The following is a 12,229-nucleotide window of genomic DNA, read 5'->3' on the forward strand; positions in this document are numbered from 1 at the left end:
CACCCGCGACGACGGCACCGCCCGGTGGCATGAGGCAGATTGACGCTGGTCAGCCCCGCTGGCCAGCAACGAAACCAGTACCCCAGGAGGGTATGCCCGTGACTACCGCGACCAAGGTTGCGATCAAGCCGCTCGAGGACCGCATCGTGGTCCAGGCGAACGAGGCTGAGACCACCACGGCGTCGGGCATCGTGATCCCCGACACCGCCAAGGAGAAGCCGCAGGAGGGCACCGTCCTCGCTGTGGGCCCGGGGCGCGTCGACGACAACGGCAACCGGGTTCCGGTTGACGTGCAGGTCGGCGACACCGTCCTCTACTCGAAGTACGGCGGCACCGAGGTCAAGTACGCCGGCGAGGAGTACCTGGTGCTCTCCGCCCGCGACGTCCTCGCGGTCATCGAGAAGTAAGCAACCGATCAGTGCCACTGCCCCGGTCCGGCTCGCCGGGCCGGGGCAATGGCGCTTCGAAGGGACATTAATGGCGAAGATCCTGAGCTTCTCGGACGACGCCCGGCACCTGCTGGAGCACGGTGTCAACGCCCTCGCGGACGCGGTCAAGGTCACCCTCGGCCCGCGCGGGCGCAACGTCGTCCTGGACAAGAAATTCGGTGCGCCGACGATCACCAACGATGGTGTGACCATCGCCAAGGAGATCGAGCTCACCAACCCGTACGAGAACCTTGGCGCGCAGCTGGTCAAGGAGGTGGCGACCAAGACCAACGACGTCGCCGGCGACGGGACCACCACCGCGACAGTGCTGGCCCAGGCGATGGTTCGCGAGGGTCTGCGCAACGTGACCGCCGGGACCAACCCGGCCGGCCTCAAGCGGGGCATCGACGCGGCGGCCATGAAGGTCTCCGAGGCGCTGCTCGGCCGTGCCGCCGAGGTCACCAGCAAGGAGTCGATCGCCAACGTGGCGACGATCTCCGCGCAGGACTCCACGATCGGCGACCTGATCGCCGAGGCGATGGAGCGCGTCGGCCGCGACGGTGTCATCACCGTCGAGGAAGGCTCGATGCTCACCACCGAACTGGACGTGACCGAGGGTCTCCAGTTCGACAAGGGCTTCATCTCGCCGAACTTCGTCACCGACCTGGAGGGTCAGGAGTCCGTCCTTGAGGACGCGTACATCCTGGTCACCACCCAGAAGATCTCGGCGATCGAGGAGCTGCTGCCACTGCTGGAGAAGGTCCTGCAGAACAGCAAGCCCCTGCTGATCATCGCCGAGGACGTGGACGGCCAGGCGCTCTCCACCCTGGTGGTCAACTCGCTGCGCAAGACCCTCAAGGTCTGCGCGGTCAAGGCCCCGGGCTTCGGTGACCGGCGCAAGGCAATGCTGCAGGACATCGCGATCTCCACGGGCGCCGAGCTGGTAGCCCCGGAGCTGGGCTACAAGCTCGACCAGGTCGGCCTGGAGGTGCTCGGCACCGCCCGGCGCGTCGTGGTCGACAAGGAGAACACCACGATCGTCGACGGCGGTGGCCAGAAGGCTGACGTCGCCGACCGGGTGTCTCAGATCCGCAAGGAGATCGAGGCCTCCGACTCCGACTGGGACCGGGAGAAGCTGGCCGAGCGGCTGGCGAAGCTCTCCGGTGGCATCGCCGTCATCAAGGCCGGCGCGGCGACCGAGGTCGAGATGAAGGAGCGCAAGCACCGCATCGAGGACGCCATCGCGGCGACCAAGGCTGCGGTCGAGGAGGGCACCGTGCCCGGCGGCGGCGCCGCCCTGGTGCAGATCCTCTCGGTGCTCGACGACGACCTGGGCTTCACCGGTGACGAGAAGGTCGGCGTCTCGGTCGTGCGCAAGGCGCTCGTCGAGCCGCTGCGCTGGATCGCCCAGAACGCCGGTCACGACGGCTACGTCGTGACGCAGAAGGTCGCCGACCTCAAGTGGGGCAACGGCCTCGACGCCGCCAAGGGCGAGTACGTCGACCTGGTCAAGGCGGGCATCATCGACCCGGTGAAGGTGACCCGCAACGCGGTCACCAACGCCGCCTCGATCGCCGGTCTGCTGCTCACCACGGAGAGCCTCGTGGTGGAGAAGCCGGAGCAGGCCGAGCCGGCCGCCGGCGGCGGGCACGGCCACGGTCACGGCCACCAGCACGGCCCGGGCTTCTGATCCGGTAGCGACACCCGTTTCGGGGCGCACCGCTGTAAGGCGGTGCGCCCCGGCTCGTTCTCGCGGGCTGGTAGGTCATTACCGAACGCTGACGTTGTTGGCGACCCGGCGAGATGATCGCGCACACTGGGCCGATGAGCACCACGTCACGGCGGTACGCCGCGCTGGCCGGAATCACCGCCGCCGCCGTCGCGATCGGGATCGCCGAACCGGTCGCGGTGTTGACCGGTCCCCGGTCGGCGCCCCTGGTCGCGGTCGGCGGGGTCGTCGTCGACGCCGTCCCCGAGTCGCTGAAGCAACTCGCCATCGACCTCTTCGGCACCGCCGACAAGATCGCGCTGCTGGTCGGCACTGCCGTATTGCTGGGAGGCTTCGCCGCGCTCTTCGGCGTACTGGCGGTCCGCCGGTTGGCACTCGGCCTGGCCGGCATTGCCGCGTTCGGCGTCATCGGCGTGGCCTCCGCGCTGACCCGCGCCGGCGCTGACCTCGCCGACGCGCTGCCGTCCCTGGTCGGCGCCGGTCTCGGCGCCCTGGTGCTCTGGCTGTTCATCGGCGGGCCGTTCGAGCTGGACCCCTGGTCCTGGTCACCACCCACGCCGCCCGCTGGCCCGGTGCCATCGGCAGGTCCAGTGTCGCAGGCTGGTCCGGTGTCGTCCGCTGGCCTGGGATCGCAGGCTGGTCCCGGGTCGGCCGGTCCGGGGTCGCCGGTTGGTCCGGGGTCGCCCGGAGAATCGGTGCCGCCGGGTGAATCGGTGCCGGTGTCGCCGGCAGGGCCGGTGCCGGTGACACCGGCCGGACCGACGGCGGCTGTCGAACCGGTCGGGCCTGCCGAAGTGGACCCCGAGTCGCGGCGGCGATTCCTCACCGGCAGCGGAGTGCTGCTCGGCACGGCCGTGGTGGCCGGTCTCGGTGGGCGCTGGCTGGCGGGGCGGCGCGGCGTGTCCGCAGCCCGCGACGCGATCCGCCTGCCCGCGCCGGTTACCCCCGCACCTGCCGTACCGGCGGGCGCGGACCTCTCACTGACGCAGCTCGCGCCGTACGTCACCCCGAACTTCGGGTTCTACCGAATCGACACGGCGCTGGTGGTGCCCCAGGTCGACCCGGACACCTGGCGGCTGCGGATCCACGGACGGGTCGGTAGGGAACGCACCTACAGCTACGCGGATCTGCTGGCCCGACCGCTGGTCGAGCGGTATGTCACGCTGGCCTGCGTCTCCAACGAGGTGGGCGGTGACCTGATCGGCAACGCCCTGTGGCTCGGCGTACCCCTGCGGGAACTGCTGGACGAGGTCGAGCCGGACGACGACGCCGACCAGGTCGTCGGCCGGTCGGTCGACGGCTGGACCTGTGGCACCCCCACCGCCGCGCTGCGCGACGGCCGGGACGCCCTGCTGGCCGTCGGGATGAACGGCGAGCCGCTGCCGGTCGAGCACGGCTTCCCGGCCCGAGTGGTGGTGCCAGGTCTCTACGGCTACGTGTCGGCCTGCAAATGGGTGACCGAACTGGAGCTGACCCGGTTCGCCGACTTCGACGCGTACTGGGTGCCGCGCGGCTGGTCCCCCCAGGGGCCGATCAAGACCCAATCCCGGATCGACACGCCCAGGGGACGTAACAGGCTGACCGCCGGCCCGGTGACCGTCGCCGGGGTGGCCTGGGCGCAGCACCGGGGCATCCGCCGAGTCGAGGTACGCGTCGACGACGGCCCGTGGCAGGAAGCCGCGCTGGCCCCGACAGTGTCAGTGGACACCTGGGTGCAGTGGTCCTGGCGGTGGGAGGCCACGCTGGGCGAGCACCGGCTTCAGGTCCGCGCGACCGACGCAACCGGTGAAACCCAGACCGAACGTACGCAGGACGTCGTCCCGGATGGCGCCACCGGCTGGCACACGATCACGGTGACCGTCCGCTGATCCACGCCATGGCGTCGTCGCCCGGGCTGCGTCCGCGACGTGTGTCCGCGACGTGCTCTGCGCGTTCGTGACCTGCCCTGTGCGTTCGTGACCTGCTCTGCGGGTGCGCGTTCGTGACCTGCTCTGCGGGTCGGTGGGCTGGTTCGCGACCTGCGTTGCGGGGTTCCCGCGATTCTCCGGCGGTACGGCGGTACGGCGGTACGGCGGTACGGCGGTACGGCGGGACGGCGGGACGGCGGGTGGACCGGTGGTGCCCCGGACCACGCACGCAGATCTTGGACACTTTCCGTTCGCGCTGGACGGAAAGTGTCCAAGATCTGCGGATTCAGGTCTGTGGACTCGGAGCAGAGAAACACCTCTGGCCGGCACCCCGGGTTGCGGGTGCCGGCCAGAGGTCGGTGTCCTGCTGTGGTGTTGTCGTGCCGTCTGCTGGGTGCTTGTGGTGTGGTGCGGTGGTGCGGGTCAGCTGTTCCAGTGCTGGCCAACGAGATCGGTGGCCTGCTGCTCCCACTGGGCGTAGGCGTCCGGGTACGCCGACACCTGCACCGTCTGCGCGGCGTCGGTCAAGGCCATGTCCTGCCACCCGTCGACCTGCTTCAAACCCTTGAGGAACGCGGTCGTGGAGTACTCAGGGTCGGTGATCTGCTCCGGCGTACCCCAACCCGAGCTCGGCCGCTGCTGGAACAGGCCCAGCGAGTCGTGGTCGTTCATGTCGCCCAGGTGACCCAGGTTCTCCAGCTTGGACTCCTGCAGGCTCGTCGCGATCGAGATGACCGCGGCCCGCTCCGGCAGACCGGCCTTCTTCGTGGCGGCGATGATCGCCTTCACGTTCGCGGTCTGCTCGTCGTTGAGGGTGATGTGGGACTGGTCGCCCTGCGGCTTCGGCGCCGCCGACTGCACGGTGACCGCGACCGGCTTGGCATCCACCGGGTTGGCGTGGGCGGCGATGGGGCCGGCGAAGACACCGCCGGCGAACGCGAGACCAGCAACAGACAGCATGCTCTTACGGAAGATCGTGTTCATGGGGGTAGCTCCTTCGGGGGTAGAACACCCACACCGCCAAAAAGGGGGAACGGCAGTGACGGGTGTGAGCACCTCGTCCGGCGCTGCATCAAACGGGGAAAAAGTCTTGGGGGGGTGACACCCTGTGGGGCGTCGGGTCGGCGACCTGCCGAGCCGGGGGGCTCGTGGCGCCGGGACCCTGTGTAACGACCCGGGGGCCGGGGTCATTCCGGGGTCGGCCCGCCTGCCGGCACCCTCGTCGAGGCGGTGCCTGCGGTCGTTCGTGGGGGTTGTAACGACCGGGGGGCCGGGGTCATTCCGGGGTTGGCCCACCTGCCGGCACCCTTATCGAGGCGGTGCCCGACGGTCGTTCGTGGGGACTGTAACGACCGGGTGGAGGCTGGCATTCCAACCTGCGCGACCAGCCCTCAGGGGTCGGGCGGCGGGCCGGTGGTACTGCGATCGTCAGGGTATGTAACGACCCCCGCCCGGCCATGATTCCGGCCCACGAGTGCATCCGGTCACCGGACAAAGGTCGCGTACCTCGCAGCAGCCTAAGTCCTGCACCCGGCCCGAATACCCCAGACCGGACAAACCAGCCAGGGCACCTCTTCTGCCTGCCGCTCGGGCCGAACGCTTCGCTTGAGCCACCCGGGTTTATTGACATCGACTGTTCGGGCGGGATGCCCCGACATCAAGAAACCCGTGTTGATCACGGCTTTGTCGGCGGCGGCGCGGGCCTTGGCCGTGGGGAAACCGCATGAACGACACGAAACCGCGCCCAACGGGTGAGGGCGCGGTTTCGTGGATGTTCGGGACGCGTCGGGTCAGGCGACGTTGCGTTGCGCCGGGACGGTCGACTTGTGCGGGCGGCCCAGTCGGGCCTCCAGCCGTGCGACGTCGACCCGGGCGTGCCGGCGGTCTGCCAGGTCCTCCCAGCCGACGGCGAGCAGTCGCAGACGCTCCGACTCGCTGAAGCCGCCCCACACGCCGTAAGGCTCCCGTACCGACAGGGCGTGGGCGGCGCACTCGGCGCGAACCGGGCAGGCGCGGCAAACCGACTTGGCGGCGGACTCGCGACGCAGCCGGGAGGAACCACGCTCACCGTCGGGGTGGAAGAACTGAGCGCTGTCGCGCCCTCGGCAGGCACCGAGTCGCTGCCAGTCCCAGAGATCGACGATGGGTCCGGGCAGTCTACGTACGTTCGACATCAGCACCCCTCCTCCCGCGCGGCTCCGCGAGAATCCTTATGGCCGGCATCCGGGCGGCGGGCCGCGCAGGCGCACCGTTCCCGGCCTGGATCTCCCGGTACCCGGGCCGTCGTCAACTCACACGTCTGTGATCGAAAACGTCCGGGAAATTGCGGCTTTTGCCCCATCTGTCGGAAAAGTTCGAAGGATTGCCGGGAACCCCCTCCCCAGCCGACCGCGTCATGGTCTGCTCGTTGGCGGAGAGGAGACCACAGTGCGTACCGTTCTTGTGTGCGTTCGGACACCACTCGCGGCCCAGCACCTTACTTCTGCTGCCGCGCGGCTGGGGTTGTCCGCGATCGTTCGTACCGCCGTCTCTGATCCCGAGGTGATGCTGCGGCTGGCCGAGCGACCGGCCGACGTGGTCCTGGCCGACACGGCCCTCACCCGGCCGGACAGCGCCGGCTTCGTCCGTCGGGTGTTGGCACGTGCGCCGCAGGCGGCCGTGCTGCTGCTCGGTACCGAGGAGTCCGAGGCCGCGGCGGCCACCATCAGCGCCGGCGCCCGGGGGCTCATCCAGAATGTCGACCATGACCTGACCAGCGCGGTGGCGAAGGCGCTACTGCTGCTCACAGCCCCCGGCCGAGCCTCCCGGCAGCGGATCACCGATCCGGCCCGCGACGCGGCGGCGGTGGGTGGTTCCGGCCGCTCCGGGCCGTCGCCGCGTGGTTCCGGTGAGCCTGGCTGGGCGGCCACGGCCGCCGACGGGCCGGCCGGGCTGGCTTCGGTGCCGGTGCAGCGGGGCGACGACGAGGCGGAGGCGGGAACCGGCGAGTCGCCGGCGCAGACCGACCCGGGCCGTCCCGCCCCGAACGCCCGACCCAGTCGGGCGTCGATCGGCCTCACCGAGCGTGAGCTTCAGGTGCTGCTCGGCATGGCCGAGGGCAAGAGCAACGCGGAGATCGGCCGGGAGTTGTTCGTCTCGGAGGACACCGTGAAGACGCACGCCCGCCGATTGTTCCGCAAGCTTGGCGCCCGGGACCGGGCCCACGCGGTGGCTGCGGGCTTCCGCGCCGGTCTGGTCGCCTGACATACGCACGTCGCGCGGCCGCAGGGCACCCCGCGTGACGACAGCCGGGGCACACCACGCGACAGCAGGGGTACGCCGCGCGACAGCCGGGGCACACCACGCGACAGCAGGGGTACGCCGCGCGACAGCAGGGGTGCACCGCGCGACAGCAGAGCATCGCGGCAGCCCGGGTCCGCCAGGCGCCTGCAGGGCACGCCGCGTGGCGGCGGAGCATCGGGGCGCGCGGCAGCCCGGGCCCGCCAGGCGACTGCGGGGCATCCGTGACGCGCGGCAGCCGGGTGCCCGGCGCACGGCGGTGTTACTTGGTGGCGGTCGGGCCGCCCGGCTCGTCCTCGGTGCCCTCGGACAGGGTGTCGTGCACCCCGTCCGCGTACCCCCGGGCGTAGTCCCAGGTCACGTAGTGGTCCGGGTCCGGGTCGTAGGCGGGTTCGTGCACCCGGGGCCGGCCCGAGTTGAGCAGGTGCCGCAGGTTGCCGCGGAGCAGGTCCCAGTCGAAGTAGTGTGGCTCGCGACAGTCCTCGCATTCGATCACCAGCCCGCGGACCCCGATCGGGGCCAGCAGAGCCTGGTAGATCTCCAGGTCAGCGAGGTCTTCCAGCACATCCTGCCGCTCGACGTCGGTCAGCGGATCCGGCGTCGCGTCATCGCCCGGGTCATCCAGACCCGCTGTCGGATCGGCCGGGTCGCCATTGAACGGGTCGATGGGCTCGTCGTGCACCCCCTCACCGTAGACCCAACGCGGCGCGAACGTCCGCCCCCCGGCCTCCGCGCGGCCCGGCCTGCCACGGACGGGGCGCCCAGCTCACTGGGTACGATGAGGCGACGTGCCGGCATCGTGGCGCGCTCCGGTGCCCGCCCGCGCCACCTCGCTGAAGCCCATCCGAGCAGCTCAGGGGAGCAATCGTGGAAAATTCGCCCAGCACCGATCTTCCGGCCGGCGTCGAGCACGCCGACCTGGGCGGCCACCTGCCCGAGCTGCCGGCCGGCTCCGCCCGGGTGGTTCCGCTCGGCCTCACCTTCGACGACGTGCTGCTTCAGCCGGGCGAGTCGGACGTGGTGCCCAGCCGGGTCAACACCCGGACGAAGCTCACCCGCAACATCGAGTTGTCCATTCCGCTGCTGTCCAGCGCGATGGACACGGTGACCGAAGCCCGGATGGCGATCGCCATGGCCCGCCAGGGCGGCATCGGTGTGTTGCACCGCAACCTCTCCCTGGAGGACCAGGCCCTCCAGGTCGACCTGGTGAAGCGCTCCGAGTCCGGCATGATCACCAACCCGGTGACCGCCAGCCCGGACGACACGCTGCGCGAGGTCGACGAGCTGTGCGGGCGTTACCGCATCTCCGGCGTTCCGGTGGTGGACCGCGACGGCCAGCTGGTCGGCATCGTCACCAACCGGGACATGCGTTTCGTCTCCGAGCCGAACACTCCGGTTCGGGAGATCATGACCCACACCCCGCTGGTCACCGCGCGGGTCGGGGTGAGCAAGGACGACGCCCTGGCGCTGCTGCGTCAGCACAAGGTCGAGAAGCTGCCGATCGTCGACGACTCGGGCCGCCTGCGTGGCCTGATCACCGTCAAGGACTTCACCAAGAGCGAGCAGTACCCGGACGCCAGCAAGGACGACGCCGGCCGGCTGCGGGTCGCCGCCGCCATCGGTGTGGGCGAGGACGCGTACAAGCGGGCCCGTGCCCTGGTCGACGCGGGCGTCGACGTGCTGATCGTGGACACCGCACACGGCCACCAGCGGGCCGTGCTGGACATGGTCCGCCGGCTCAAGGCCGACGTGGCGGTCGACATCATGGGCGGCAACGTGGCCACGTACGCCGGCGCGAAGGCGCTCGTCGACGCTGGCGCTGACGGTGTCAAGGTGGGCGTGGGGCCGGGCGCGATCTGCACCACGCGGATCGTCGCCGGGGTCGGCGTGCCGCAGGTGACCGCGATCATGGAGGCGGCCCGGGCCGCCCGCCCGGCCGGCGTGCCGGTGATCGGCGACGGTGGCATCCAATACTCCGGCGACATCGCCAAGGCCCTGGTGGCCGGCGCCGACACGGTGATGCTCGGCAGCCTGCTGGCCGGCTGCGAGGAGAGCCCCGGCGAGCTGATCTTCGTCAACGGCAAGCAGTTCAAGACGTACCGCGGGATGGGGTCGCTCGGCGCGATGCAGTCCCGGGGTCAGGCCAAGTCGTACAGCAAGGACCGTTACTTCCAGCAGGACGTGCTCAGCGACGACAAGCTGGTCCCCGAGGGCGTGGAGGGTCAGGTGCCCTACCGGGGGCCACTGTCCCGGGTCGCCCACCAGCTGGTCGGCGGGCTGCGGCTGGCCATGGGGTACGCCGGTGCGGAGAACATCCCCGATCTGCACCGCCGGGGCCAGCTCATCCGGATCACCGCGGCTGGTTTGAAGGAGAGCCACCCGCACGACATCCAGATGACCGTCGAGGCGCCCAACTACCACACCCGCTGACCCAACACCCCCAACCACCTGGAGTCCCCCATGCGTGACGTGGTCGAGATCGGGCTGGGCAAGACCGCGCAGCGCGGCTACCACCTGGACGACATCGCCATCGTGCCGAGCCGCCGTACCCGGGACGTCGACGACGTCTCGACGTCGTGGCAGCTCGACGCGTACCCGTTCGGCATTCCGTGCGTCGGCCACCCCTCCGACGCCACCATGAGCCCGGCCTCGGCGGTACGGCTCGGTCAGCTCGGCGGCCTCGGCGTGCTCAACGTCGAGGGGCTCTGGACCCGCTACGAGAACCCGACCAAGGTGCTGGACGAGCTGGCCGGCCTCGACGAGGAGGCCCGCGCCACCAAGCGGCTCCAGGAGGTGTACGCGGAGCCGATCCGTCCGGACCTGATCGCGGAGCGGGTCCGCGAGCTGCGCGCCGGCGGCGGCACTGTGGCGGTGCGGGTCTCCCCGCAGCACACCCTCGCGCTGGCGCCGGTGATCCTGGACGCCGGGGTGGACATCCTGGTCATCCAGGGCACCATCGTCTCGGCCGAGCACGTGTCGACCACCGACGAGCCGCTGAACCTCAAGGAGTTCATCGCCGACCTCGACCTGCCGGTGATCGTCGGTGGCTGCACCGACTACAAGACGGCGCTGCACCTGATGCGTACCGGCGCGGCCGGCGTGATCGTGGGCATCGGGGGCGACGAGTGGTCGACCACCGAGTCGGTGCTGGGCATCCGGGTGCCGATGGCCACCGCGATCGCCGATGCCGCGGCGGCCCGCCGTGACTACCTGGACGAGACCGGCGGCCGGTACGTGCACCTGATCGCCGACGGTGACATCCAGACCTCGGGCGACATCGCCAAGGCGCTCGGCTGCGGCGCGGACGCGGTGATGCTCGGTGAGCCGCTGTCGCTCTGCGACGAGGCCCCCGCCGGTGGCGCCTGGTGGCACTCGGCGGCGAGTCACCCGTCGCTGCCCCGGGGTGCCTTCGAGGTTTCCGGTGAGCCGCTCGGGTCGATGGAGCAGCTGCTCTTCGGGCCGGCGGACGAGGCCGACGGCCAGCTCAACCTGTTCGGTGGGCTGCGTCGGGCGATGGCCAAGTGCGGTTACCGCGACCTGAAGGAGTTCCAGAAGGTCGGTCTGGTCCTCGACCGCTGACCGAGCCGTCAGACGCCGGAAGGCCGGCCCCGCCTGGTGCGGGGCCGGCCTTCGTCGCGTTCAGCGCGGAGTCACTTCTCCACGTAGATGCTCAGGTCGGACATGTTCTGGTAGCTGGTCGCCGCGAAGTCGAGCGACTGGCCCTTGTTGTCCGCACCGCCGGGGGCGGTGTCCATCTCCCAGTTGGCGTGGTGGAAGTTGCGCTCGCCGATGGTCTGGAAGAACTGCTGGAAGTTGAGGTCGCCGTCGCCCAGCGGGGTCATCTGGTACCCGTTGGGCACGCTGGTGTCCCGGTCGCCGTCCTTGGCGTGGAAGAGCGGGAACCGGGTGGTCCGGTCGGCCACGGTGAGGATCGGGTCGAACAGGTCGGTCACCTCCTGGCCGGCCGGGTTGACGTACTTCTGGTGCTTGTAACGGGCCACGTAGGCCCAGTAGATGTCCAGCTCGAAGAAGACGTACCGCGGGTCGGTGATCTCGAAGAAGTACTCCAACCGGCGGATGCCGGAGGACCGGGTCTGCCGGCCCTGCGCGTCGCGCGGGCCCCGGTCGATGAGGAAGCTGTACGCGGCGTCGTGGTTGTGGGTGTAGAGCCGCATGCCCCGGGCCTTGGCCTGCCGGCCCAGCTCGTTCCAGATGTCGGCGGCGGCGTCCCACTCGGCCTTGTACGCGCTGCTGGTCGGGTCGCTGCCGGTGCCGATGTTCTTCATGCCGAGTTCCTCGGCGATGTCCAGCTGTTGCTGGAAGGTGGCCGGCTGGATGGAGGCGTGGGTGCCGTTGGCCACCAGTCCGTTGTCGTCGAGGATCTTGCGGATCTCGGCGGGGGTGATCTGCCGGCCCAGGATCTCGGTGCTCTGGGTGTAGCCGGCGAACTCGATCTCCTTGTAACCGATCTCGGCGAGTCGGGCGAGGACGCGCTCGAAGCCGTACGGCACCCCGCTGTCGTCGGGCGCGGCGGTGATCCGGTCGCGGACGCTGTAGAGGATGATGCCGCGGTTCCTGGCCGGGATCAGCGGCTCCACCCGCAGCTTGCTCGCGTTGCCGGGGTTGGCGAGCGCGGGGGTGCCGGTGGCGAGGACGGGTAGGCCGGCCGCGCCGATGGCGGCGGCGGCGCCGGCGGAGGCGGCGAGCAGGGATCGGCGGCTGAGCCGGCCGGTGGGGGTGGCGTCGGGGGCGGTGTGGTCTGACATGGTTCCACCTTTCGCGACGGTGGTCGGAGATCGACACTAACGTCGGTCTAAGTCGAAAGAAAGGTTCGATCGACGGCAGCTTTTGTTCGATTCGACGAAAGTCACTGATGATCGTCGATA

The 12,229-nt window shown here is 70.2% G+C and carries 10 protein-coding genes; 6 read left to right on the plus strand and 4 right to left on the minus strand.

From position 1 onward, the window contains the following. Positions 1–92 precede the first annotated feature (92 nt). From groES to OG992_RS25000, 3 genes are all read left to right on the plus strand, one after another. Positions 93–407: a co-chaperone GroES gene (groES, locus tag OG992_RS24990; RefSeq protein ID WP_030330046.1), complete on the plus strand. Its 315-nt coding sequence runs from the start codon at positions 93–95 to the stop codon at positions 405–407. A 70-nt stretch (positions 408–477) separates the two neighbouring features. Next, on the plus strand, positions 478–2,118 hold the full coding sequence (gene groL / locus OG992_RS24995) for a chaperonin GroEL (RefSeq protein WP_210783328.1): 1,641 nt from the start codon (positions 478–480) through the stop codon (positions 2,116–2,118). A gap of 134 nt (positions 2,119–2,252) precedes the next feature. Then, positions 2,253–4,025, plus strand: coding sequence for a molybdopterin-dependent oxidoreductase (locus OG992_RS25000; RefSeq protein WP_266304433.1), 1,773 nt, complete (start codon positions 2,253–2,255; stop codon positions 4,023–4,025). A 462-nt stretch (positions 4,026–4,487) separates the two neighbouring features. Here OG992_RS25000 and OG992_RS25005 read toward each other — a convergent pair whose 3' ends face one another. Next, a complete protein-coding gene (locus tag OG992_RS25005) occupies positions 4,488–5,048 on the minus strand; it encodes a hypothetical protein (protein ID WP_266304434.1) in 561 nt (186 codons plus the stop codon). An 806-nt stretch (positions 5,049–5,854) separates the two neighbouring features. Further along, positions 5,855–6,238 (minus strand): WhiB family transcriptional regulator, encoded by a 384-nt coding sequence (locus tag OG992_RS25010; protein WP_091406539.1) that lies wholly within the window; start codon positions 6,236–6,238, stop codon positions 5,855–5,857. 253 nt (positions 6,239–6,491) lie between these two features. Here OG992_RS25010 and OG992_RS25015 point away from each other — a divergent pair, with 253 nt between their 5' ends. Next, positions 6,492–7,307: a response regulator transcription factor gene (locus OG992_RS25015; RefSeq protein ID WP_238687777.1), complete on the plus strand. Its 816-nt coding sequence runs from the start codon at positions 6,492–6,494 to the stop codon at positions 7,305–7,307. Between the two features lie 298 nt (positions 7,308–7,605). On the opposite strand, the gene OG992_RS25020 is transcribed toward OG992_RS25015, so the two are convergent. Continuing rightward, complete coding sequence (locus tag OG992_RS25020) at positions 7,606–8,025, minus strand: DUF5319 domain-containing protein (protein ID WP_238687776.1); 420 nt, start codon at positions 8,023–8,025, stop codon at positions 7,606–7,608. 185 nt (positions 8,026–8,210) lie between these two features. On the opposite strand from OG992_RS25020, the gene guaB reads away from it, so the two are divergent. Further along, positions 8,211–9,773 carry an IMP dehydrogenase gene (gene guaB, locus OG992_RS25025; RefSeq protein WP_238687775.1) on the plus strand — a complete coding sequence of 521 codons (1,563 nt, stop codon included), beginning with the start codon at positions 8,211–8,213 and terminating at the stop codon, positions 9,771–9,773. A gap of 30 nt (positions 9,774–9,803) precedes the next feature. Beyond that, complete coding sequence (locus OG992_RS25030) at positions 9,804–10,922, plus strand: GuaB3 family IMP dehydrogenase-related protein (RefSeq protein ID WP_091406427.1); 1,119 nt, start codon at positions 9,804–9,806, stop codon at positions 10,920–10,922. 71 nt (positions 10,923–10,993) lie between these two features. Here the strand turns inward: OG992_RS25030 and OG992_RS25035 are convergent, their stop codons facing one another. Then, positions 10,994–12,109: a sugar phosphate isomerase/epimerase gene (locus OG992_RS25035; RefSeq protein WP_266304435.1), complete on the minus strand. Its 1,116-nt coding sequence runs from the start codon at positions 12,107–12,109 to the stop codon at positions 10,994–10,996. Positions 12,110–12,229 lie beyond the last annotated feature (120 nt).

This window comes from Micromonospora sp. NBC_00362 (assembly GCF_026342155.1).
GTDB lineage: Bacteria > Actinomycetota > Actinomycetes > Mycobacteriales > Micromonosporaceae > Micromonospora > Micromonospora hortensis.

Bases quoted from the DNA above. Each gene is read 5' to 3' on its own strand.
- OG992_RS25010 (WP_091406539.1), bottom strand. From the start codon at position 6,238: ATGTCGAACGTACGTAGACTGCCCGGACCCATCGTCGATCTCTGGGAC.
- OG992_RS25000 (WP_266304433.1), top strand. From the start codon at position 2,253: ATGAGCACCACGTCACGGCGGTACGCCGCGCTGGCCGGAATCACCGCC.
- groES (WP_030330046.1), top strand. From the start codon at position 93: ATGCCCGTGACTACCGCGACCAAGGTTGCGATCAAGCCGCTCGAGGAC.
- OG992_RS25030 (WP_091406427.1), top strand. From the start codon at position 9,804: ATGCGTGACGTGGTCGAGATCGGGCTGGGCAAGACCGCGCAGCGCGGC.
- OG992_RS25035 (WP_266304435.1), bottom strand. From the start codon at position 12,109: ATGTCAGACCACACCGCCCCCGACGCCACCCCCACCGGCCGGCTCAGC.
- groL (WP_210783328.1), top strand. From the start codon at position 478: ATGGCGAAGATCCTGAGCTTCTCGGACGACGCCCGGCACCTGCTGGAG.
- OG992_RS25005 (WP_266304434.1), bottom strand. From the start codon at position 5,048: ATGAACACGATCTTCCGTAAGAGCATGCTGTCTGTTGCTGGTCTCGCG.